Raw genomic sequence first — 22,083 nt, forward strand, 5'->3', positions numbered from 1 at the left:
CCCCACCGCCCCCCCGCCGGCCGGGGCGGCGGGGGGCCGGCGGGGGGGGGGGCCCCCCCCCCCCCCCCCACCCCCCCCCCCCCCCCCCCCCCGCCGGGGCGGCCGCCGCCCCCCCCCCCCCCCCCCCCCCCCCGGGGGGGGCCCCCCCCCCCGCCCGACCTGGCTGACGCCTCGAGTCAGGACTTCAGCGTGAGTCCGTCGCCGTCGCGGTCGACGGTGACCTGGCCACCGTCGGACACCTCGCCACCGATGAGCATCCGGGCCAGCGGGTCGCCGATGGCGGACTGGATGAGGCGGCGGAGAGGCCGGGCGCCGTACGCCGGGTCGTAGCCGGTCTCGGCCAGCCACTCCCGGGCCTCGGGGGTGACGGAGATCGAGATGCGACGGGCGGCCAGGCGCTTCTCGAGCAGACCCAGCTGGATGTCGACGATCTTCGTGAGATCGGCGAGCGTGAGGGCGTCGAACATGACGATCTCGTCGAGGCGGTTGAGGAACTCGGGCTTGAACGACGCCCGGACCACGGCCATGACCGACTCGCGCTTCTCGTGCTCGTCCATGACCGGGTCGACCAGGAAGGCCGAGCCCAGGTTGGAGGTGAGGATGAGGAGCGTGTTGCGGAAGTCGACCGTGCGCCCCTGACCGTCGGTCAGCCGCCCGTCGTCGAGCACCTGCAGCAGGATGTCGAAGACCTCGGGGTGAGCCTTCTCGACCTCGTCGAGCAGCACCACCGAGTAGGGGCGGCGCCGTACCGCCTCGGTCAGCTGACCACCCTCGTCGTAGCCGACGTAGCCCGGAGGCGCTCCGACCAGCCGAGCGACCGAGTGCTTCTCGGCGTACTCGGACATGTCGATGCGTACGATCGCGCGCTCGTCGTCGAAGAGGAAGTCGGCCAGCGACTTGGCGAGCTCGGTCTTACCGGTGCCGGTGGGGCCCAGGAAGAGGAAGGAGCCGGTGGGGCGGTTGGGGTCGGCGACCCCGGCGCGCGAGCGGCGCACCGCGTCGGCGACGGCGGTCACGGCGGACTTCTGCCCGATCAGCCGGCGACCGATCTCGGTCTCCATCTCGAGCAGCTTGGCCTGCTCGCCCTGGAGCATCTTGCCGGTCGGGATGCCGGTCCAGGCCTCGACCACCTCGGCGATCTGCTGGGCAGCGACCTCCTCACCGACCAGCCGGTCGGTGACCTGCTCCTCCTCGGACTCCGAGGCCGCCTCGGCGATCTGCTGCTCGAGCGCCGGGATCTTGCCGTAGAGGATCCCGGACGCCTCGCCCAAGGACCCCTCGCGCTGGAGCCGTTCGGCCTCGCTGCGCAGCGCGTCGAGCTGCTTGCGCAGGGCGCCTTCGCCCTCGAGAGAGGCCTTCTCCCGCTCCCAGCGGGCCTCGAGCCCGCGCAGCTCCTCCTCCTTGTCGGCGAGCTCCTTGCGCAGCGCCGCGTGGCGCTCCAGCGAGGCGTCGTCGGACTCCTTGGAGAGCGCGAACTCCTCCATCTTCAGCCGGTCGACGGCACGCCGGAGCTGGTCGATCTCCTCGGGGGACGACTCGATCTCCATCCGCAGCCGGGACGCGGCCTCGTCGATGAGGTCGATCGCCTTGTCGGGCAGCTGTCGCCCGGTGATGTAGCGGTCGGACAGGGTCGCGGCGGCCACCAGAGCGGCGTCGGTGATGCGGACGCCGTGGTGCGCCTCGTACTTCTCCTGGATCCCGCGCAGGATCTGCACGGTGTCCTCGACCGACGGCTCGCCGACGAAGACCTGCTGAAAGCGACGCTCCAGGGCGGGGTCCTTCTCGATGCGCTCGCGGTATTCGTCGAGCGTGGTCGCACCGATCATGTGCAGCTCACCGCGGGCGAGCATCGGCTTGAGCATGTTGCCGGCGTCCATCGCGGAGTCGCCACCGGCGCCCGCGCCGACGACGGTGTGCAGCTCGTCGATGAAGGTGATGACCTGCCCCTCGGCGGCCTTGATCTCCTCCAGGACGGCCTTGAGCCGCTCCTCGAACTGACCGCGGTACTGCGCACCGGCGACCATCGCCGCCAGGTCGAGGCTCAGCACGCGACGGCCCTTCAGCGAGTCGGGTACGTCGCCGGCGATGATCCGCTGGGCGAGCCCTTCGACGACGGCCGTCTTGCCGACGCCCGGCTCACCGATGAGGACCGGGTTGTTCTTCGTACGCCGCGACAGCACCTGGATGACACGGCGGATCTCGGAGTCACGGCCGATGACCGGGTCGAGCTTGCCCTTCTCGGCGGCCTCGGTCAGGTCCTGGGAGTACTTCTCGAGCGCCTCGTAGGAGTCCTCGGCGTCCTGGCTCGTCACCCGGCGGTTGCCGCGGACGGCCTTCAGCGACTCGCGCAGCCCCTTCTCGGTGAGCCCGGCGCGCTTGAGCACCTTCTGCGCCGACGACTCGACCGTGGCCAGCGAGATCAGCAGGTGCTCGGTGGCGGCGTAGTCGTCCTTCAGGGACGTGGCCAGCGTGATCGCCCCGGCCAGGACGCGGGTCAGCGCACCCGAGGCAGCCGGCTGCTGCACCGTGGACCCGCTGGCGCGCGGGAGCCCGGCGAGCTCGGTGGCCGCCGCTCGCGACAGCTCCTCGGCGTCCACGCCGGACTTGGTGACCATCGACGTCGCGGTGCCCTCGTCCTGCTGGAGCAGCGCGACGAGCAGGTGGATCGGCTCCGTCGTGGTGTTGCCCGCCGTCGTGGCGGAGAGCTGCGCGGCCTCGATGGCCTCGCGAGCCTTGGTCGTGAACTTGTCTGCCGAAAACTGGCTCATCTGTCTCTGCACTCCTCCTGGGGACGCGCTCAAGTCTGTCGCGAGTGCCTGTCACCCGCATCTATCTCAACACACTCAAAGTTGAGTCTGTTCCACTCAACTTTGACATTTCTATATTGTGCGGCGGCGGTCCAAGCGATCGGGCACACTGCTCCCCGTGGACTCCCGAGGCGCCGTGCGCGACCAGCTCGCCGCGCGCCAGCGCGAGGTCCTCGACGACCTGCTGGCCGGACGTACGCCGCCGGGGTTCGACGCCGCCGGGACGACCGCGACGACGCGGGTGCTGCACCACAAGCGCTCCTCGGCCGCGCACGACGCCGCCCCCGAGCTCGACCTCCTCCCGGACTGGCGCGCCCGCTTCCATGCCTGGGCCGCGCAGCATCCGCAGCAGGGCTGCGCCCACGATGACGTACGCGACTTCCTGACCACCATCGGCGCCGACTGGCTCCGCCTGCACGAGGTCCATGAGGGCCGGCGGCATTGGGCGATCACCCGGATCGACGGGCGCCGGGTGCTCACCGTCGGTCTCGGCCCACAGATCTGGCACCTCACCCGCCGCACCTGGAAACGGAGCTCCCCGTGAAGACCCTGATCATCATCGTGATCCTCGGCCTGGTCATCTACGCGCTGACCAAGGCCGCGGTCAGCGCCGGCCGCGGCAACCGACGCCGAGGGCCCCGCAGACGCGGCGGAAGCAGCGGCAGCTCGAGCTCGTGCGGCTCCACCTACAGCTCCGGCGACCACCACACCAGCTCGTGCAACAGCTCCTCCTGCAACAGCTCTTCGTGCGGCTCGAGCTGCGGTGGCGGAGGCGGCGGGGACTGACCCTTCGGATGCCGAGTCGGCTCATCTTGACCGAGATCCGTGCCGAGTCGGCTCGTCATGACGAGCCGACTCGGCGTCAGAAGAGGTCGAGGGCGGTCACCTTCCACTGGCCATCGATCTTGGCGGCCTCGACGGCGATCTGGGCGGCGGAGATCGAGGACTCCTTGTCGGTGGAGCGCTGGGAGGCCTGGTCGAGGAAGACCAGGAGTGAAGCGGAGTCGGCGTCGAGGGACGTGACCGCGGCGACCTGGACCTCGGCGCTGAGCACGAGCTTCTGACCGGGGGCCTTCTCCTGGAGCTGCTTGAAGAGGAGGTCGTACTCCTTGCGGGCGTCGCCGGCGAGGAACTCGTCGGCTGCGGCAGCGGTCGGTGAAGGGTCGGAGAAGTCGTAGGAGAAGACCTGGAGCAGGCCGGTGGAGACGGCCGACTGCACCTCGGTGGTGGCCTCGGCGTCGACGACGGCACGGTTGCCGACGTGGTCGGTGCGGCGTTCCCGGTCGGCCTGCCAGAACGCTCCCAGCCCGAGGATCAGGGCGAGCGCGGCGAGGAAGGGCGCCCAACGGCGTACGAGAAGGGTCATGACATGTTCACCGCCACCTGCTCGAGGCTCTCCAGGAGCCAGTCGTCGCCGACCTTGACCAGGTCGGCCGCGAATCTGTTGCGCTTGACGGTCGGCTCGGCGTCCTCGCCGGAGGCCGACCCGTCGCGGACCGTGATCTCGACCGCCGCGATCACGGTCGCACTGTCGTCGTCGAGCTCGGTCACGGCGGCTTCCATCACCGAGCCGGTCGAGATCTTCTCCTGCTCGGCAAGGACCGTGCGGTCCTCCTCGGAGACGCTGGTCAGCTGGTCGTGCAGGGTGCCGGTGGTGACCGCGGCCCACCCCTTCAGGCCCTCGTCGACCTTCCGGTAGTCGAGCGAGTTGAGGGTCTCGATGTGGCTGGTCGCGACGATCAGCACCCGGTCACGCCGGGCGGCCTCGTCGACCATCTCCTGGTCGTGACCGCTCGCGCGCCACCAGGTCAGGGCGCCCGCGACCAGCACGCACAGCGCCACCAGCGGGAGGGCCCAGGTGAGCACCCGATCGCGCCGCGACGGCGGCTCGGGCGCCTTCTCGACCACCGAAGCCTCCGTCCGGGTCTCTGTTGGATTCTCTGTCGTCGTGCTCATCGCTCCCCCATCAGTCCGGCGAGCGTGGTGGGGACGCTGACCGTCCCCGGCTCGGCTGTCTCGGTCTTCGTGGTTCTCGGTTCGGGTACGGCAGCACAGCCCGCCGCGGTGTTGAACGGCTTGCCCTTGCTCACGTCGGTGCCGGCGCGCAGGTCGGTGCCCTCGTAGCCGGCCACGCAGGCGGGCGGGTCGAAGAACGACGGCATCAGGCTCAGCCGGGGCCCGTTGGAGGTGTTGATCGCCCAGCCGATGCTGACCGCCTCCGGCACGGTCACGAAGGTCGACTCGAGCGCGGCCGCGTTCGTCCCGAAGAGCGTCGCGGGCGTGACCAGGTTGCTCATCAGGATCCCGAGCGGCTGCCCGACCTCCTTGACCAGCAGCGAGATCTCGGTGGCCGCGCCGGGCGCGGCCCCGATCAGGTCGCGCAGGTCCTTGTCGGAGTCAGCAAGGGTCGAGGAGAAGAGCGCGAGGTCGTTGCTCCAGGCCCTGATGCTGCTCGCCGACTCCTCCTGGGTCGCGAGCACCTGGTCGGAGTTGCGGATCAGGCTCGCCGAGACCAGGAAGCTGCGGTCGGCCTCCTGCTGGAACGAGAGCGAGGTGTCGACCAGCTTGCGCAGGTCGGACCCGGCTCCCCGGGACAGCAGGTAGGACTCGTCGATCGTCGTCACCAGCGCCTCCTCGGGGACCGATGCGACGAAGTCGCGGCCGGTCTCGATGACCTGGGAGGCGTCGTACGGCAACGCCTCCTCCCCCGCGCTCAGCCGGTCGCCGTCGGAGAGCCGGGCGGAGCCCACCGCGCCCCCGCGCAGGTCCAGATACTGCTCGCCGATCGCCGACCGGTTGGCGACCTTCACGGTCACGTCCTCGGGGATGGCGGGTGCGTCGCCCTCGATCTCCAGCACCGCGCGTACGCCGTCGGAGCCTGCCTCCAGGGACGTCACCTCGCCCACGGGCACCCCGCGGTAGGTCACCTCCGAGTTGACGAAGAGCCCGCCACCCTCGGGCAGCGAGACGTCGACGCGGTAGGGCTCGTCGAGCAGGTCCAGGCCGACGTAGCGGGCCCCGACGTAGCTCGTGCCCACGAGCGCGAGGGCGACGAAGAGCCCCAGCTTGACGCGTACGCCTCCGGTGAGCCGTTGCATCACTCGCTCCCTTCCGCGGAGCCGGTGTCACCGGCTCCGCCTTCCGGCGAGGTCTCGGAGGTCGCCGACCCCGACCCGGCAGGATCGGGCGGCGTCTCCGACGGCGACCCGGAGGGATCGGACGGGGACGACGAGGACGACCCGGACTCGGAGGGCGACGGGTCCGAGGAGGACGACGTCGAGCCGGGGTCCGAGGGCAGGATCGACTCGCCCGGGATCGACGGCGAGGACGAGCCCGGCACCGGTGAGGTGGTCGACGGCAGCAGCCCCGGCGGTGCGTCCGACGACCCGGACTGGGAGGAGACCGAGCCGCCGGACCCGCCTTCGACTGCCGGCTGCAGCCACTCGCAGCCCTTGGACCGGCAGCCGGCAGGAGTGCGGAAGTTCGTGACCAGGAACAGGTTCAGGTAGTCGCCGCGGATCGCCTCGAGCACCTCGTCGGGGAACGGGTAGGTGAAGAGGATCTCGAGCGCGTAGGGCAGGTCGGAGCCGGCCTTGGCGAGCTGGTCGAGGATCGGGTCGAGCAGCTTCAGGTCGGCGACGATGTCGTCCTGGGCCTCGTCCAGGGTGCTGATGGTGACCTTGGAGAGCTTGTCGAGGGCCTCCAGCATCGCGACCAACTGCGGACGCTGGTCGACGAGCACCTGCATCCCCGGCGAGAGTCCTTCCAGCGCTCCCGCGATCTTGGCCTTGTCCTTCTCCAGCGTGACCGCGAGCTCGTTGAGCGACTCGATCGCGGAGGTGATCGAGGCCGAGCGTGAGTCGAGGACCGAGACGAAGCGGTCCATCTCCGTCAGGAAGGCCTTGATCTCCTCCGGTCGGCCGTCGGAGATCTGCTGCATCTCGCGGGAGATCTCCTGGAACTGCGCGATCCCGCCGCTGTTGAGCACCATCGACAGGGCCCCGAGCACCTCCTCGACCTGCGCGGCCGCCTCGGTGTCACCCCTCCCGAGGACCGCACCATCACCCAGGGGCGAGCCCGCGACCGGTGTCGCGGGGCGGATCAGCGCGACGTACTTCTCTCCGAGGAGTGAGGTCTGCTGCAGTCGCGCGGTGGTGCCGGCGGGGAGCGAGACGTCGTCCCTGACCACCAGCGACACCCGCGCGCTGCGACCGTCCTCGGTCAGCCGGATCTTGGAGACCCGGCCCACCGCGACGTTGTCGATCTTGACGCTCGACTGAGGAACCAGATCGAGTACGTCGCCGAACTCGGCGCTCAGCGTGATCGGGTCCTTCCCCACGTCGGCGCCGCCGGGCAAGGGCGCCTCGTAGACGCCGCCGCTGACGGCACCGAGGCCGCAGCCGGAGAGTGTGAGCGTGGCCGCGGCCAGCACCGCCACCAGAGGCCTGGACAGAGGACCCATCACTGCTCCTCTCCCCCACCGGACCCGACACCGGGAAGCAGGACCGGTGGCGCGTCCTCGGAGGTCTGGCCGGTGAGACCGTCGCCGGACCAGACGCTCAGCTCGTTCAGGTTGGTGCGGCCGACGAGGCTGTTGGTCGTCGGGTCGTAGGCGTTGATGTACTTCTGCAGCACCAACGGGATCGTGGCGACCGCCTCCTCCAGCGACTCGTTCTGGTCGACGAGGACCTGGGTCGGCCCCTGCAGGTTCTCGACGCTCATGCGCATCTCGCCGCGGTTGTCCTTGATGAAGGACTCCAGCAGCGCGAGCGCCTCGCCGAGGTTGCCGACCGCGGCGGCCAGGTCGTCGCGGTCCTCGGCGAGGTACTCGGTGACCTGCGCGAACCGGCGGTTCGCGTCCTCGACCCCGTCGTCGTGCTCGAGCAGGGTCTTGTTGAAGGTGTCGAGGTTCTCGACGGTGGCGAAGAAGTCCCGGTCGACGTCGGCCAGGGTCGCCGACGCGTCGGCTCCTTCCCGGATCACCTGATTGATGTCGGCGCCCTGCCCGTCGAGGTTGGCCGCCACCACCTCCAGGAGCCGGGAGAGGGCGCCGTCCCGGTTGGCGCCGTCGGGACCGAGCTGCTCACCGGCCTCGGTCAGCGAGGCGTAGAGGTCGTCGATCTCGACCGGGACGGCCGTCTCCTCGATGACGGTGCCGTCGCGGAGCTCGGGCCCGTCGACGTACGGCTCGGTGAGCTGGACGAAGCGGTCCGAGACCAGCGTCGGGGCGACGATCACGGCCTCGGTGTCGGCCGCGGCGGTCTGGCCGGGGTCGAGGGTCATCGAGACCTTCACGTGCTCGCCGGCCGGGGTCACCGCGGTCACCTCACCCACCGGCACGCCGAGGATCTGCACGTCGGAGCCCGGATAGAGTCCGATCGAGGCCTCGAAGAGCGCCGAGAAGGAGGTCCCACGACCCCCCTCCCGGATCCCGTACGCAGCACCCCACCCGATCGCGCCGACGACGGCGACCACGAGGAACCCGGCGATCAGGCGTCTCATCTCGTCCCTCCCGGCCGGCAGTCACGTTCGACGTCGTTGTCGAGCACCGGCGCATTGTCCTCGTCGAAGAGGCCGCAGCCGTAGACGTCGATCCAGGGGCCGTTGCTCATCGAGGCGCCGATCACCCGGTAGTAGGCACCGATCTGGGAGAGCGCTTTGTCGAGGTGGTCCTGGTTGCGCTGCAGGATCTCGGAGACCTGGTCGAGCTTCTCCAGCGCCGGCCGGAGCCGCTTCTGGTTGTCCTGGACCAGGCCGGTGACCTGCTCGGCGAGGTCGTCGGTGTAGGTGAGCATCTGGTGGATCGCCCGGCGCCGGGCGGCGAGCTCCTCGAGCAGCTTGTCGCCGTCCTCGATCAGCAGGCCGATCTCGTCGTTGCGCTCGGCGAGGGTGCCGGTGACCTCGGTCGTCGTCCGCAGCAGCTCGGCCAGCTCCTGGTCGCGGGAGGAGATCGTGCGGGAGAGCCGGGTGAGCCCGGAGACCATGCCGCGGACATCCTCGGGGGTGTCCTCGAAGACCTCGGAGAGGGCGTCCATCGACTCCTCGACCTGGGCCATGTCGATCTCGTCCACGGTCGAGGAGAGGTCGGAGAAGGCGGCGTTGACGTCGTAGGGGGTCGTCGTCCGGGAGATCGGGATGGGCTCGCGGAGAGATCCCGGGCCGCCCGGGTCGAGGGCGAGGAACTTGCGCCCGAGCAGCGTCTTCACCTTGATCGACGCGGTGGTCTGCGAGCCCAGCGAGACGTCCTTGGCACGGAACCTGATCAGCACCTTGTCGCCGTCGAGCTCGAGCGAGGAGACCTCGCCGACCTTCACCCCGGCGACCCTCGCCTCGTCTCCGGGGCGGATCCCGGCGGCCTCGGCGAAGTAGGCCTCGTAGGTGTCGCCACCGCCGATGACGGGGAGGTCCTCGGCATAGAAGGTGGCGAAGAAGACGCCGGTCATGGCGAGGATCCCGACCACCGCGATGACGACCTTGTTGCGTTCGGCGAACGACTTCGGATAGCGGGCCATCATCGGCACCTTCCTGCCGGCGAGTCCACACCCAGATCGCCGTAGTAGCCCTCGGGTTTCGGGATCCGCCCGTCGATGGAGCAGATGTAGAAGTTGAGCCAGCCGCCGTAGGAGGCCATCCGGCCGATCTGGTCGGTCTTCTGGGGCATGGTGGTCAGGAACCTCGTCAGCGCCTCGTCGTTCTCGGCGAGGTTCTCCGAGACGTCGCCGAGGGAGTCGATCGAGTCACGCAGGGGCTCGCGACCCTCCTGCAGCAGTCCGGTGACGCTCTGGGAGAGCTCGCCCATCCCCTCGATGGTCGAGCCGAGCGTCTTCCGGTCGGCGGCGAGCCCGGTCACCAGCCGCTGCAGCGTCACCAGGGTGGTGTCGAGCATCCCGGTGCGCTGGCTGACCACCTCGAGGACCGAGTTGAGGTTGGTGATCAGGTCGCCGATCACTTGGTCGCGGTCGGCGAGCGTCGAGGTCAGCGAGGCCGTCGAGGAGAGGAGCGACTCGACCGTCGCGCCCTCGCCCTGGAAGACCGCGATGATCTGGGCGCTGAGGTTGTTGACGTCCTCGGGGTTCAGGAACTTGAACAGCGGCTGGAAGCCGTTGAACAGCATCGTCAGGTCCAGCGCCGGCTGGGTCTCGTCGAGGGAGAACGTGTAGCCGGTGCGCAGCGGGTCCCCGCCGGGAGAACCCGGCTCGAGTGCGATGTAGCGCTGCCCGATCAGGTTGCGGAACCGCAGCTCCGCCCGGGTGCCCTCGACCATCGGTGCCGACTCGGCCGCGGTGAAGACGACCTCGGCGGTGTCGTCGTGGCGCAGTCCGATGGACTGGACGGTGCCGATCTTCACCCCCGCCATCCGCACGTCGTCGCCCTTGTTGAGGCTGGTCACGTCGGTGAAGAGCGCCGTGAACGTACGCCCCGACGAGGTCGATCCGTTGGAGATCGTCGTCGCCAGCGCCGCCATCGCGAGCACCGTCACCAGCGCGAAGACCACCGACTTCGTGAGCGTCACCGCGACCGAGCCGCCGTTGCCTGTCCTCATCGCACGATCACCTCCGTGCCTCGCAGGGTCGGGCCGAGCAGCAGGCTCGACCAGGTCGGATACTCATCAGGTGCCAGGCCTTCCGCCGGCGCCATCACCTCGGCGATCAGCTGGTTCTCGCCCGGGGAGTTCTGCTCGCCGAGGCCTCTGGTCGCACCGAAGGTGCGCACCCGGTCCGTCGGTGGTGCCTCGATCTGCTCGACGGTGCCGGCCGTCCCGGTGACGGCCGGCTGGCTGCCGGTCTGGCCGGTGACGTACGGGCACCGGGGGCCGCCGGTACGCAGCTTCGGGACGTAGCCGGAGGGGTAGGGCTGCCGGATGTCGGAGACGCTGACCAGCGCATGGATGCCGGGCTCGTCGGTGCCCTTGCCGAGGTTCTTGGCCATCACCGGCGCGTAGTCGCGCAGGGCGCTGAACAGGCACGGGAAGGACGAGGCGTACGGGCTGACCGCGCGGAGCGCGTCGCGCGAGGTGTCGGCGAGCACCACGATCGTCTCCCGGTTGCGCTCGAGCCAGCGGTCGGTGTCGGCAGCCGTCGTGGTCACCGACCGGAACGTGTCCGCGAGCTGTCGCTGCTGGTCGACGAGGGTCTCGGCGGTCACCGTCATGGTGTCCAGCGCGTCCAGCAGGTCCGGCGCGGCCTCCTCGTAGTGGCCCGCGACCCGGCCGAGGGCGGCGAGGTCGTCGGCCATCTGCGGGACCAGCGGGTTGAGCTTCCTCAGGTAGTCCGCCCACGCCGAGAAGACCTGGCCGATGTCGTCGCCGTTGTCGCGCAGCATCGTGGCCAGCTCGCTCAGCGTCGCGTTGAGCTTGTGGGGCTGGATCGCCTTGAGCACCGGGAGCAGCTCGTCGAGCACCTGCTCCAGCTCGACCGCCTCGTCGGAGCGGTCCTGCTCGATGGTGTCACCGGCCTCCAGCTCCGGGCCCGGCCCCGGCTGCAGCGCCACGTACCGCTCCCCGAAGAGTGTCTTGGGCAGCAGCCGCGCGGTGGTGTCGGCCGAGAGGTCGGCGAGGACGTCCGGCTCCAGCGCGAGGGTCAGCTCGGCGCCACCCTCGCGGGCCGAGACGGTGCGGACGGTGCCGACGGGCACCCCGCGCAGCTTGACGTCAGAGCCCGCCTGGAGCGCGTTGCCCAGGGTGCCGGTGGTCAGCCGCACCTCGGAGCGGTCGACGAAGGTCTGGTCGTAGGCGAGCCAGGCGCCGAGCGCCACCGCCGCGACCACGGCCAGGTAGCACAGGCCGAGGAAGGCGTCGCGAAGTCTGCCGAGGGTCATCCCGCGATCCTCACCGTCGTCGTCGCGCCCCACATCGCCATCGAGAGCGCCAGGTCGAGCAGCGCGACGACCACGATGGTCCGTCGCACCGAGCGCCCGACCGCGATCCCGACGCCGGAGGGCCCGCCGCTGGCGTAGAAGCCCAGGCGGCAGTGGATCAGGATGATCAGGATCGAGAAGATCAGCACCTTGCCGAACGAGAGCAGGATGTCGATGGGCGGCAGGAAGAGCTGGAAGTAGTGGTCGTACGTCCCGGCCGACTGCCCGTGGAAGTAGACCGTCACGATCCGCGACCCCGCATAGGAGGTCAGCAGCCCGACCACGTAGAGCGGGATGATCGCGACGAAGCCGGCGACCACGCGGGTGGAGACCAGGTAGGGGATCGTGCCCAGCCCCATCACCTTGACCGCGTCGATCTCCTCGTTGATCCGCATCGCGCCGAGCTGCGCGGTGAACCCGGCGCCGACGGTCGCGCTCATGGCCAGCGCGGCCACCAGCGGCGCGATCTCGCGGGTGTTGAAGTAGGCGGAGATGAACCCGTTGAGCGTCGAGGTGCCGATCTGGTCGAGCGCTGCGTACCCCTGCATGCCGACGACCGTGCCGACGAAGATGCTCATCCCCGTCATCACGCCGATCGTGCCGCCGATGACCGCGAGCGCGCCGGTGCCGAAGGAGACCTCGGAGAGGATCCGCAGGATCTCGCGCGGGTAGTGCCGGATCGCGGTCGGGATGCCGACCAGCACCTTCCCGTAGAACCGGATGTCCTTCCCGGTCTGCACCAGCCCGTCCAGGGACCGGTCAAGCCGGGACCGCTTCTTGACCACGTCGACGGTCGCCATCGTCAGGCCCCCTTCCCGGGAACGAGCTCGAGATAGAGCGTCGTGATCACGAAGTTGACGAAGAAGAGGAGCAGGAAGGTGACGACGACCGACTGGTTGACCGCCTCGCCCACCCCCTTGGGCCCGGGCTTGGTGTTGAGCCCGCGGAACGCGGCGACGAGGCCGGCGATGAGCCCGAAGAGCACCGCCTTGAGCTCACCCACCCACAGGTCGGAGAGCTGGGCGAGGGCGGTGAACGAGGAGAGGTACGCCCCGGGCGTCCCGCCCTGGATGATGACGTTGAAGAAGTAGCCGCCGAGGACACCGACGACGCTGACCAAGCCGTTGAGCAGCACCGCCGCGAGCACGCAGGCGAGCACGCGGGGCACCACGAGCGCCTGGATCGGATCGACCGCGATCACCCGCATCGCGTCGATCTCGTCGCGGATGGTCCGGGACCCCAGGTCGGCGCAGATCGCGGCGCCACCGGCCCCCGCGATCACCAGCGAGGTCACGATCGGGGCCGCCTGCTGGACGACGGCGAGCACCGAGGCGGCGCCGGTGAACGACTGCGCCCCGATCTGCACGGTCAGGGTGCCGAGCTGCAGCGCGATGACCGCGCCGAACGGGATCGCGACCAGCATCGCCGGGATCCAGGAGACCGAGGTGACGAACCAGAACTGGTCGAGCAGCTCGCGGGCCGCGAACGGCCTGCGGAACGCCGCCCGGAAGGTGTCCAGGCCCAGCGCGAAGAGCGCCCCGACCTGGTCGAGCCCCCGGCTGACCGGGTCTTTTCTTCGGACCGCCGGCGGGGCTCGGTCAACGTCGTCGTCATCGGCGGTGTAGAGCGCCGCGGCGCCGCTCGCGACCCGGTCCGCGTGTCTCGCGGCACCCTCTCGGGGTGCGCCGCTGGCCGGGGCGAGCTGGCGCGGCAGCACCTCGATGGCGCGGGCTCCGGCGCGTACGGTCGCCACTCCCCCGGACGGGTAGTAGGCCTCGCCCTCGACGTAGTCGTCGTTGACCCCGTGGTCGGTCTCCTCGCTCATCCCGATCGGCCCGATCGGGTCGCCGCTCATGAACTGGGACACGACCGGGTGGTCGGTGAGCAGGAACTCCTCGCGCGGTCCGTACATGACCAGCCGGCGGCGGTAGAGCATCCCGAGGTTGTCCGGCAAGGTGCGAGCCAGCTCGATGTTGTGGGTGACCACCAGCATCGTCGCGTCGGTGGCCGCGTTGACGTCGACCAGCAGCTGGGCGAGGTTGGCCGTACGCACCGGGTCGAGCCCCGAGTCGGGCTCGTCGCACAGGATGATCGAGGGCTCGGTGACCAGGGAGCGGGCCAGGCCGGCGCGCTTGCGCATCCCGCCGGAGATCTCGCCGGGCAGCTTGTGCTCCTGGCCCATCAGTCCGACCAGGTCGAGCTTGTCGTTCGTGATCTGCCGGATCTCCGACTCACGCTTCTTGGTGTGGGCGCGCAGCGGGAAGGCGACGTTGTCGAAGACGCTCATCGACCCGAAGAGCGCGCCGTCCTGGAAGAGCACCCCGAACCGCTTGCGCAAGTCCTGCCGCTGCGACTCCCGGGCCTTGACCATGTCGACCCCGTCGACCAGGCAGACCCCGGCCTCCGGCCGCAGCAGCCCCATCAGCGACTTCAGGAACACCGACTTCCCGGTGCCCGAGGGCCCCAGCAGCGCAGTGATCTCCCCCTGGGGCAGCGTGAGCGTCACGTCGCTCCAGATGTTCTGGGACCCGAAGCTCTTGGTGAGCCCGGTGACCTCCACGGTTCCGCCCATCGCGGGACCTCCCTGATCTGCCGTTGTGGGGTGTGCTTCCGACCGGACAGTACGTGTGGCTCAGGTCACAGCGGCAGGGGAAATCGAGCTGCCCGAAGAATGCGGGCCGGGATTTGTCACGCGCATGACAAATCGGCCGCCCCCGACAGCAGGGCGGCCCGGCGGGCGAACGAAAATTCGTTCGCCCGCGTCCGGCTACCGTGCTGCCAGAGCTTGGGCAGGCTGGCCGTTGGCCCCGAGCCCGGCCAAGAGATCGTCTGCCGTCGACGCGGCGATGGAGACGGTTCCTTGGGGCACATCGCCCGACCCGCTGATGAGCGCCACGATCGTGGTGCCACGGGAGAACGTTCCGCGAGCGACCTGATCGATCAGCGCGTACATCATCTTCGCCTCGTACACCCAGTCGAGCCGCAGGCCGTGCCGCTGATCGAAGTCGTCGATGAAGTCATCCAGTTCAGGGGTGCGCTTCGCGTAGCCGCCGAAGTGGTAGTCGCACTCCAGCCGCCACGAACCGCGCCGAGCGCCGTACACCTGCTCCTGCAGCCGGACGATGTCGTCTTCGAGGAACGCGCCACCCTTCAGGACCGGAACTCCCACGGTCACGAGGCCAGGCGCCGCCGCCGCGGCCACGCCGGCGAGTGTCCCGCCGGTCCCCACTGCACAGAACACGACGTCAATGTCCTCATCGAGCTCCTTGGAAAGCTCGGCGCAGCCGCGTACGGCCTCGGCGTTGCTGCCCCCTTCCGGGATCAGATAGAAGTCGCCGAACTCCCGATGCAACGCCTCGATCACGGCGTCAGACGACTTCGCTCGGTAGGTCGCGCGATCGAGATACGTCAGCCGCATCCCGCGCGAGACCGCGTACCGAAGCGACGGGTTCAACGGCAGGTGCTCCTCACCGCGGATGACCCCGATCGACCTGAACCCGAAGTAGGCACTCACCGCAGCGGTCGCTCGGATGTGGTTGGAGTACGCCCCACCGAAGGTCAGCAGGGTCTCGAACTCCAGCTCCCGGGCAGTCGCGATGTTGTACTTCAGCTTCCGCCACTTGTTGCCAGGGATCTCCGGATGGATCAGGTCATCGCGCTTGAGCAGCACCCGCACGCCCGCCTTCGCTAGCCGGTCGTCGTCGATCTCGACGACCGGCGACGGCAGCCGAAGCTCTGCGATCAGCCGATCCTCCACCCCGCCAGCATGACAGGCGCAGATCGGCCTCGTCCGAGAACTCAGCCGCAGCGCTCGAGCTCGACCCAGTCGGCGGCGATGCCGTCGCCAGCACCGAGGGCGAAGAGGAGGAGGGTGACGAACTCGGGGTCCTGGAGCCGGCTGCCGAAGGCGGCGCGCAGGCGGAGCTTGTGGTTGCGGACGGTGTGCTCGTGGATGCCGAGCTCCGCGGCCAGCGCCGGAGCGTTCGCGCCGGTGAGCAACCAGAGCCGCAGCGTACGCAGCACCGCCCGCCGGTGCTCGTCCTTGAACGCCTCCAACGGCGCGAGGGCTTCGCTCGCCTCCCAGCGCGAGAGCGTGGGGTCGGCGTTGAGCAGCAGGGCGACGTGGTGGTCGGCGCAGCGCACCACCGGGTCGGCGGGGATGATCCCGGACTCGACGAGGTCCCGGGCGCGCTCGGTCCAGCGGATCGCGGCCGGAACGTCGGCCAACGGCACCGGCACGGTCACGAAGACAGGCCCGGTACGCGGCCACCCCCGCATCACGGCGCTGACGGCGTCGACCTCGGCCGGGTCGGTGACCACCAGAGCGCGCCGGCCGGCGGTGTCCCACACGCACCCCTCGGGCAGGTCGACGGAGCACTCGACGGAGTCGAGCGGTGCGATGGTGTCGACCGCGCAGACCACCACAGCAGCCGGCAGCTGCCAGCTGACGCGCGCGGCGAGCTCACCGATCACCTCGGCGTCCGCCGCGCCGGCGAGACCACGGACGAGCCGGCGCCGGATCCAGCGCGGATCCGCCTCGCGGTCACGGACCCCGGCGGCGTACCCGCGGGCGACGTCGTCGAGCAGGATGCCCATGTAGGCGAGGAGCGAGCCGCACAGCGTCCCGCGTACGTCGTCGGGGACCAGCCCCGCGGCCTCGTGCCGGATCGCCTCGGCCGCCCGGTGCGTGGCCAGGTCGACGGCCGCCCGGAACCCGTCGAGGCTTCGTTCGGCCAGCGCCTCCCCCCTGCCCATCCCGAAGTACATCGCCGACACCGTCTCCGGGTCGGACGGGATGTTCTCGACCACGTCGGCATAGAGCTCCACGGCGCTGGCGACTGCCCTCGTGATCAGGTCCCGACGCCGCTGCGTGGGATGCCGCGAGTAGGCGGCGACCTGGCGCAGGATCTCGTCGGTGATCTGCGGGACCAGCCGTCGGCCGACCCTGCGGATGACCGCGCACTCCGTGGGCGAGACGCGCGGGGCATGGATCTTCTCGGCGAGCTGCCGCGAGGCGCTTCGGCGTGGCAGCCGTGGGTGCGGGACACGCGTTCCGGTGGTCGTCATCTGGTTCTGCGTCGGACTCATGGATCTACGACTTCTCCCCTCGATCCCCGGCCCGCGGGAGCACTGTGCTCCGTCAGGCCGGCGTCACTCAGTGACGCTCATCACAGAGGACATCGGGCCGATCGGCCAGTGGAAGAGGTCCCCGTCCGGGCACAGAGGCATCCGACTTGTCACGCGCGTGACAACTTTTGCTCCGGCGGATCTCTCGTGAGCGGCGTCGTCACCGGTCACCCTGGGGAATCTGGGGCAGCGAGGGGACCTGGGGAGGCAGCACGTCCATGCGACACGGGACCGCCTCAGGGGTCGATGCCCCCGGGGCAGGCGGCAGGTTGGGCCCGCCGGGGTTCGGCACCGTGCACCCGAGGACGCCGCCCTGATAGGTACGCAACGGGTACCCCTCACCCGAGACGGCGGCCGTCAACAGTCTGGAGACGTCGTCACCGGTCGTGGTCACACACCCCGAGAACGGGGGCACGTCGATGGTGCCGGCGAGCAGGCCCCCCGGACTGAGATTGAAGAGGCCGTTGTCCCACAGCTCGGGCTGCACCGGGGCAGGCACGTTCTGGGTCCCGTCCCAGGCATAGAAGTATCCCTTGCCGGTGAGCCGGACGTCCCCTGGCTCACGGGTCCGGCACTCCCCCCGGAAAGGTAGCGACACGCCGTCGACACGCAGCGACAACACTCGCGTCGAGAGCCTGCCCTCGACCGGAGTGTCTGGAACCTCTCTCCTGCCCGATCTCAGTGCGCACGACAACGTCTCGAGCTTGATGGGCACCGGGAGACCTTCGGACCTCTCCTGCTCCAGACGTACGGTCGCCTCGACCGGCACCGCACCGAAGGTGACCGTGCGAACGACGATCTCGGGCGTCTGGCCGTAGTTGTGGTCGGATCCCGATTGAGCGACGAAGTAGATGTTCGCCCCTGCCTTGGTGCACTGCGTGTACAAGTCCGGATCAGGCACATCGACGCGTCCCTGGTAGAAGTCGGCAGCCGCCGTCATGAGGGGCGTACGCATCCATTGACGTGCCCGCTCCACATCGGCGAGCGAGGCGGAGGCCGACCCGGTCCAGGAAGCGTGTCGGAGCGGCAGCTCCTGTTGCTCCGCGGCGGGCAGCCCCGGGTAAGGACCCTCGTCCGCCTGGCTCGTCCCGAGGCCGAACGCCGCGAAGGCGGCTCCGGCGAGGACGGCCAGCGCCGTCGCGCGCTGCAGAGTGTGTCGCATGTCGCCAACGTGGCATCGCGGATATGCGGACGCAACAAGGTCGGCTCGGCTACACCGGAACCGGTGCCCGGACTTGTCATGCCCATGACAAGTCTCGGGCCGGCGCCCGGGTCCGATGTCGCGCAGGCGACATCGTGGCGCTCCATTTCGCGCTTTCGGGCAGATGCCCGTCGACAGCCGGATCCACCGCACGGATGAATGGGCCCCGACGGAGACAACCAGTCTCCATCGCCACGAAAGGACGACCTTCGATGAAGAAGAAGCTTCTCCTTGTGGGTGCGGCCGCAGCCGCCCTCACCCTCGCCGCTCCCGCGATGGCCAGCGCCGCCCCGCCCTACAACGTCGCCGTCGGTGGCAGCACGGCCGCCGGCAACCACGCCTTCACCGCCGCCGCTGTCGGCAGCATCACCTTCGCCGTCCCGCTGAACACGATGACCTGCACCTCTGCCGGTGCCGCCGGCTTCATCCACAGCGGTACCGGGAAGAGCGGCGTCGACCCCAGTCCGCTGGCCACCATCAACTCGACCACGTGGAGTGGCTGCACCGAGCAGTTCGGCACCCCGCTGACGGTCACCCACGGCGGTCAGTGGCACCTGGCGACCAACGACACCTCAGTGACCTCGGCCGCGACCGACCAGGTCGATGGCTGGATCGACCACATCAGTGCCCACGTCACCGACTCGACCGGCCTCTGCGACTTCACGGTCACCGGCACCGCCGACGGCCACTTCGACGAGGCGACGCAGCGGCTGGTCGTCAATGAGACGGGCGACGGATCCTTGACGGTGTCCGCGGTCGTCGCCGACTGCCTCGGCTCGGTCTCCGTCGGCGATCCCGCTTCGTTCAACGGCACCTACAACGTCTCCGTCCCGGACGGCGCCGTCAACGTCAGCTGAGGCCGGTAAGCGAGAGCGGTGCGCCCCAGCGGCGCACCGTTGTCGCGTCTTCCCGATCCACCCTCCCGAAGGAGCCCCTCATGTCTCTCTCCACACTCATGAAGCGCCGGCTCGGTCTGCTCGCCGTCCCGGCCACAGCCACGCTGCTCGCCGTCGCCACGGCCGCACCCGCCCACGCCGCACCTCTCGACATCCTCTACGACGCCAACGGCACCACCGTCGTCGCCTCGACCGGGTCGCAGATCCCGGTCGGCCCCGCCGTCCTGGACACGACGCTGGAGACCACGACCGGCGCGTTCACCGGCTCGCTGGCGCTTCCCGGCGCCAGCACCGAGTTCAAGGCGGTGGGGTTCATCCCGATGAGCGCCGACGTCTCCTTCGAGGAGGCCGCCCCCACCACCGGCACGCTCAAGCCGCATCCCGAAGGCGGCGGCAGCTATGTCGAGGCCACCTCCTACTACAACGTACGTCTCACCAACATCAAGGTCGTGGGCTTCCCGACCTTCTCCGGTCCGTTCTGCCGCACCGTCGAGCCGGTGGCCATCCCCGTGGCCACGCCCGAGGGTGAGCGGTTCGGGGTCTTCACCGGCGGCCGCCTCACCGGGACGTACTCGATCGGCGACTTCCAGAACTGCGGCCTCAACACCTGGCTGGTCAACGCTCTCGTCCCCGGCGACGGGAACACCATCGAGCTCAACCTCACCAACCCGCGTCGCGGCTGAGCTCTCCCTCCCCGAGTCCGCCGGGTGGCCGAACGGCCCCCGGCGGGCTTTTCCCATCCGGGCCACGCAGCGGCACGGGCGTACCGCATTTCGGGGGCACGCCAAGCAAAGACGTGCCATGGTGGTCGATACCTTCTCGGGCATGTTGGTCGAAGGAGTTTGACGTGCGACGGAGCACGAGATGACGCAGACCCATCAGTCCCCCGGGCTACCCGGGTCCGCCGTGTGGATGCTGAAGAGCCTCGAGGGCGAGGTGCGGCCGATCGCGCGCAAGATCACCGGCCACCTGCGCGAGGGGCTGCCGGCCGAGACCGAGGGCTTCGAGGAGCTCATCTTCACCGCCGTGCACGGCGCGATGTCACACTTCATCGACCTGGGTCTGGGGCGTTCGGCGCCCTACATCGCGATCGACGACCACTTCCGCAAGGTCGGCTTCAGGGTCGCCGCGCTGGGCCAGGACCGGGCCATCGTCGACCAGGGCATCAGCATGGCGACCGGCGAGCTCTGGGACGAGCTGCGCCGCCGGGCGGTCGAGAACGAGCTCTCCGCGGCGGCGCTGAACGCGCTCAACGAGATGATGACGACGTACGTCGAGCACCTGACGTCGCAGGTCGGCAAGGGCTTCGAGGCCGGCACCGAGGCTCGCGACCAGGACAACGACGTCGCCCGGGCGCGGCTGATCGACCGGATGCTGTCGGGCGCCTCGCACGAGGAGATCGAGATGCAGGCGGCGCTCGGCGAGTGGCCGCTGCCGGAGAAGGTGACGGTGATGGCGGTCGAGCTGCTCGATGCCGACCACATCTCCGCGGACGCGCTCTCGGCCCTCGCCCTCACCCGGCGGCGCCGGCCGACCCAGGTCGTGATCTGCCCGCCGAGCGCCACCACCGCGGTCACCAAGGAGGTCCGCGCGGCCGCGCCGAAGGCCCGGGTCTCGATCTGCTGGCCGGTGCCGCCGGCCGACGTACCGGCCGCCTGGCGCTGGGCCAACCGCGCCCTGGCGCTGGTCAACGCCCGGGTGATCCCGGCCAAGCCGGTCATCGACTGCCTCGCCTACCGCACCGAGATCTGGCTGCACGCCGAGCCGGTGATGCGCCGCCAGCTCGCCCAGGAGCTGCTCGAGCCGCTGCTGGCCGAGTCGGCCAACTCCCGCGAGATCCTGACCGAGACGCTGCTGGTCTGGCTCGAGACCCGGGAGAGCGCCCCGGCGATCGCCGCGGTCCTCGGCGTCCACCCGCAGACGATCCGCTACCGCTGGAAGCGGATCAACGAGCTCTTCGGGGAGTCCCTGCGCGACCCCGAGTTCGTGACCCAGCTCCTGCTGCTGCTGAAGGCGAGCGTGCCGCTGTGGGTCGCCGGCGACCAGAGCGACTTCGACCGCTATCAGCAGCAGACCGGCTGACCCGGAGCCGCTCATGGTGGTCGAGGTGGTCGTTCTCGTGGCCGGTGCTGTCGCCGCGTACGTCCTGGGGTCGGTGTCTCCGCACGTCGTCGCCGGCTGGGCCGGGCGCCGGCACGGGATCGAGTCGGTGCCCCGGTCCTCCTGGGCGGTCGCCGCCCGGGTCGACACCGTGGTGCTCGACCGCTGGGGCACGGTGACGACCGGGCGACTCGTGGTGACCGCCGTCGACCCGCTCGACCCCGACCACCTGCGCAACCTGCGCTGGTTCGCGGGGGCGCTCGAGCACGAGGCCGAGGGACCGATCGCCCGCGCGGTCGCGCGGCTCTCGCCGCGGGGAAAGGTCGCCGACTTCGCGGTCGTCCCGGGCTCGGGGGTGCGGGGATCGGTGGACCGGCATCCCGTACGCATCGGGCGACCGCCCTGGGTCGGCATGGCCGACCGCACCGACCGCGGCACCGTCCTCGGCGTCGAGCTCGACGGGCGGCCGCTGGGCTATCTCGTGGTCGGCGACGAGCCGCGGGCGGACGCGGGTGCCTCGGTGTCCCGGCTGAGGGCCGCGGGGGTGACACCGGTGCTGGTCTCCGACGACACCGACCGCGAGACCGAGCACCTGGCGCAGACCTGCGGGATCGAGCGATGGCATTCCGAGGTCGCCCCGGAGAAACGGGAGCGGCTCGTCGCCGAGCTGCAGGAGCAGGGGCGGGTGGTGGCGTTCGTGAGCGCTCGTCCCGAGGACGCCGAGGCCCAGGCGGTGGCCGACCTGGCTGTGGGCGGGAGCTCCGGCGTGCGCCTGGCGGACCTCGACGTCCGCCGCGTCGCCGAGCTGGTCTCGCTCGCGCGGGGGGCCGTCGCGGGTTCCCGCTGGGCCGGGCCGGTCGCGCTGGTGCCGGCCGTGGCCGGCGCGGTGCCGATGCTGCTCGACGCCGGCTCGGCCGTGCTGGCGGCCGGAGTCGCGCTGCTCTGCCTGGTGACGGCCGCAGTGGCCGGAGCGATCCCGGTGGCGAGGGCGGGAAACTTGTCACGTACGTGAGTAGTTTGGGGGATTCTCGGCCCGGATCGCGCTCGGCGCGTTGTGGCGGGGCTCACATGGTGGCTGGATCGATGACACCGACTC

Annotated in this window: 20 protein-coding genes; 6 read left to right on the forward strand and 14 right to left on the reverse strand. The window is 70.2% G+C overall.

The features are described from left to right. Window positions 1–176: 176 nt before the first annotated feature. Window positions 177–2,768 (reverse strand): ATP-dependent chaperone ClpB, encoded by a 2,592-nt coding sequence (clpB, locus tag ACZ6WN_RS09955; protein ID WP_465864462.1) that lies wholly within the window; start codon window positions 2,766–2,768, stop codon window positions 177–179. 157 nt (window positions 2,769–2,925) lie between these two features. Here clpB and ACZ6WN_RS09960 point away from each other — a divergent pair, with 157 nt between their 5' ends. Then, window positions 2,926–3,351: an SCO6045 C-terminal-like domain-containing protein gene (locus ACZ6WN_RS09960; protein WP_465864463.1), complete on the forward strand. Its 426-nt coding sequence runs from the start codon at window positions 2,926–2,928 to the stop codon at window positions 3,349–3,351. Then, complete coding sequence (locus ACZ6WN_RS09965; protein ID WP_465864464.1) at window positions 3,348–3,593, forward strand: hypothetical protein; 246 nt, start codon at window positions 3,348–3,350, stop codon at window positions 3,591–3,593. Before ACZ6WN_RS09960 ends, ACZ6WN_RS09965 begins: the two co-directional genes overlap by 4 nt. 76 nt (window positions 3,594–3,669) lie before the next feature. Here ACZ6WN_RS09965 and ACZ6WN_RS09970 read toward each other — a convergent pair whose 3' ends face one another. From ACZ6WN_RS09970 to ACZ6WN_RS10030, 13 genes are all read right to left on the reverse strand, one after another. After that, the gene (locus ACZ6WN_RS09970) at window positions 3,670–4,173 is read right to left on the reverse strand and encodes a hypothetical protein (protein ID WP_465864466.1); all 504 of its coding nucleotides are present in this window, start codon (window positions 4,171–4,173) and stop codon (window positions 3,670–3,672) included. Continuing rightward, window positions 4,170–4,763, reverse strand: coding sequence for a hypothetical protein (locus tag ACZ6WN_RS09975; RefSeq protein WP_465864467.1), 594 nt, complete (start codon window positions 4,761–4,763; stop codon window positions 4,170–4,172). Before ACZ6WN_RS09975 ends, ACZ6WN_RS09970 begins: the two co-directional genes overlap by 4 nt. Further along, window positions 4,760–5,905, reverse strand: coding sequence for an MlaD family protein (locus ACZ6WN_RS09980; RefSeq protein ID WP_465864469.1), 1,146 nt, complete (start codon window positions 5,903–5,905; stop codon window positions 4,760–4,762). Before ACZ6WN_RS09980 ends, ACZ6WN_RS09975 begins: the two co-directional genes overlap by 4 nt. After that, window positions 5,905–7,269 (reverse strand): MCE family protein, encoded by a 1,365-nt coding sequence (locus ACZ6WN_RS09985; RefSeq protein ID WP_465864471.1) that lies wholly within the window; start codon window positions 7,267–7,269, stop codon window positions 5,905–5,907. Before ACZ6WN_RS09985 ends, ACZ6WN_RS09980 begins: the two co-directional genes overlap by 1 nt. After that, a complete protein-coding gene (locus ACZ6WN_RS09990) occupies window positions 7,269–8,309 on the reverse strand; it encodes an MCE family protein (RefSeq protein ID WP_465864472.1) in 1,041 nt (346 codons plus the stop codon). Before ACZ6WN_RS09990 ends, ACZ6WN_RS09985 begins: the two co-directional genes overlap by 1 nt. After that, window positions 8,306–9,319, reverse strand: a complete 1,014-nt coding sequence (locus ACZ6WN_RS09995) for an MCE family protein (protein WP_465864473.1) — start codon at window positions 9,317–9,319, stop codon at window positions 8,306–8,308. The genes ACZ6WN_RS09990 and ACZ6WN_RS09995 overlap by 4 nt, the downstream gene beginning before the upstream one ends. Continuing rightward, complete coding sequence (locus ACZ6WN_RS10000; protein ID WP_465864475.1) at window positions 9,319–10,350, reverse strand: MCE family protein; 1,032 nt, start codon at window positions 10,348–10,350, stop codon at window positions 9,319–9,321. The genes ACZ6WN_RS09995 and ACZ6WN_RS10000 overlap by 1 nt, the downstream gene beginning before the upstream one ends. Continuing rightward, window positions 10,347–11,624, reverse strand: a complete 1,278-nt coding sequence (locus ACZ6WN_RS10005) for an MCE family protein (protein WP_465864477.1) — start codon at window positions 11,622–11,624, stop codon at window positions 10,347–10,349. The genes ACZ6WN_RS10000 and ACZ6WN_RS10005 overlap by 4 nt, the downstream gene beginning before the upstream one ends. Further along, the gene (locus ACZ6WN_RS10010; protein WP_465864479.1) at window positions 11,621–12,463 is read right to left on the reverse strand and encodes an MlaE family ABC transporter permease; all 843 of its coding nucleotides are present in this window, start codon (window positions 12,461–12,463) and stop codon (window positions 11,621–11,623) included. The genes ACZ6WN_RS10005 and ACZ6WN_RS10010 overlap by 4 nt, the downstream gene beginning before the upstream one ends. 2 nt (window positions 12,464–12,465) lie before the next feature. Further along, on the reverse strand, window positions 12,466–14,235 hold the full coding sequence (locus ACZ6WN_RS10015) for an ABC transporter permease (RefSeq protein ID WP_465864481.1): 1,770 nt from the start codon (window positions 14,233–14,235) through the stop codon (window positions 12,466–12,468). 195 nt (window positions 14,236–14,430) lie between these two features. Further along, window positions 14,431–15,420 (reverse strand): 1-aminocyclopropane-1-carboxylate deaminase/D-cysteine desulfhydrase, encoded by a 990-nt coding sequence (locus ACZ6WN_RS10020; RefSeq protein WP_465864483.1) that lies wholly within the window; start codon window positions 15,418–15,420, stop codon window positions 14,431–14,433. A 41-nt stretch (window positions 15,421–15,461) separates the two neighbouring features. Continuing rightward, the gene (locus tag ACZ6WN_RS10025) at window positions 15,462–16,751 is read right to left on the reverse strand and encodes an RsbRD N-terminal domain-containing protein (protein WP_465864485.1); all 1,290 of its coding nucleotides are present in this window, start codon (window positions 16,749–16,751) and stop codon (window positions 15,462–15,464) included. 199 nt (window positions 16,752–16,950) lie between these two features. Beyond that, on the reverse strand, window positions 16,951–17,952 hold the full coding sequence (locus tag ACZ6WN_RS10030) for a hypothetical protein (RefSeq protein WP_465864486.1): 1,002 nt from the start codon (window positions 17,950–17,952) through the stop codon (window positions 16,951–16,953). A 251-nt stretch (window positions 17,953–18,203) separates the two neighbouring features. On the opposite strand from ACZ6WN_RS10030, the gene ACZ6WN_RS10035 reads away from it, so the two are divergent. From ACZ6WN_RS10035 to ACZ6WN_RS10050, 4 genes are all read left to right on the forward strand, one after another. After that, window positions 18,204–18,848, forward strand: coding sequence for a hypothetical protein (locus ACZ6WN_RS10035; RefSeq protein WP_465864488.1), 645 nt, complete (start codon window positions 18,204–18,206; stop codon window positions 18,846–18,848). A gap of 80 nt (window positions 18,849–18,928) precedes the next feature. After that, window positions 18,929–19,570: a hypothetical protein gene (locus ACZ6WN_RS10040; RefSeq protein ID WP_465864490.1), complete on the forward strand. Its 642-nt coding sequence runs from the start codon at window positions 18,929–18,931 to the stop codon at window positions 19,568–19,570. 181 nt (window positions 19,571–19,751) lie between these two features. Further along, window positions 19,752–20,969 carry a PucR family transcriptional regulator gene (locus ACZ6WN_RS10045; protein ID WP_465864492.1) on the forward strand — a complete coding sequence of 406 codons (1,218 nt, stop codon included), beginning with the start codon at window positions 19,752–19,754 and terminating at the stop codon, window positions 20,967–20,969. Between the two features lie 13 nt (window positions 20,970–20,982). Next, window positions 20,983–21,999, forward strand: a complete 1,017-nt coding sequence (locus ACZ6WN_RS10050; protein WP_465864494.1) for an HAD family hydrolase — start codon at window positions 20,983–20,985, stop codon at window positions 21,997–21,999. Window positions 22,000–22,083 lie beyond the last annotated feature (84 nt).

This window comes from Nocardioides sp. NPDC054178, from assembly GCF_055585005.1.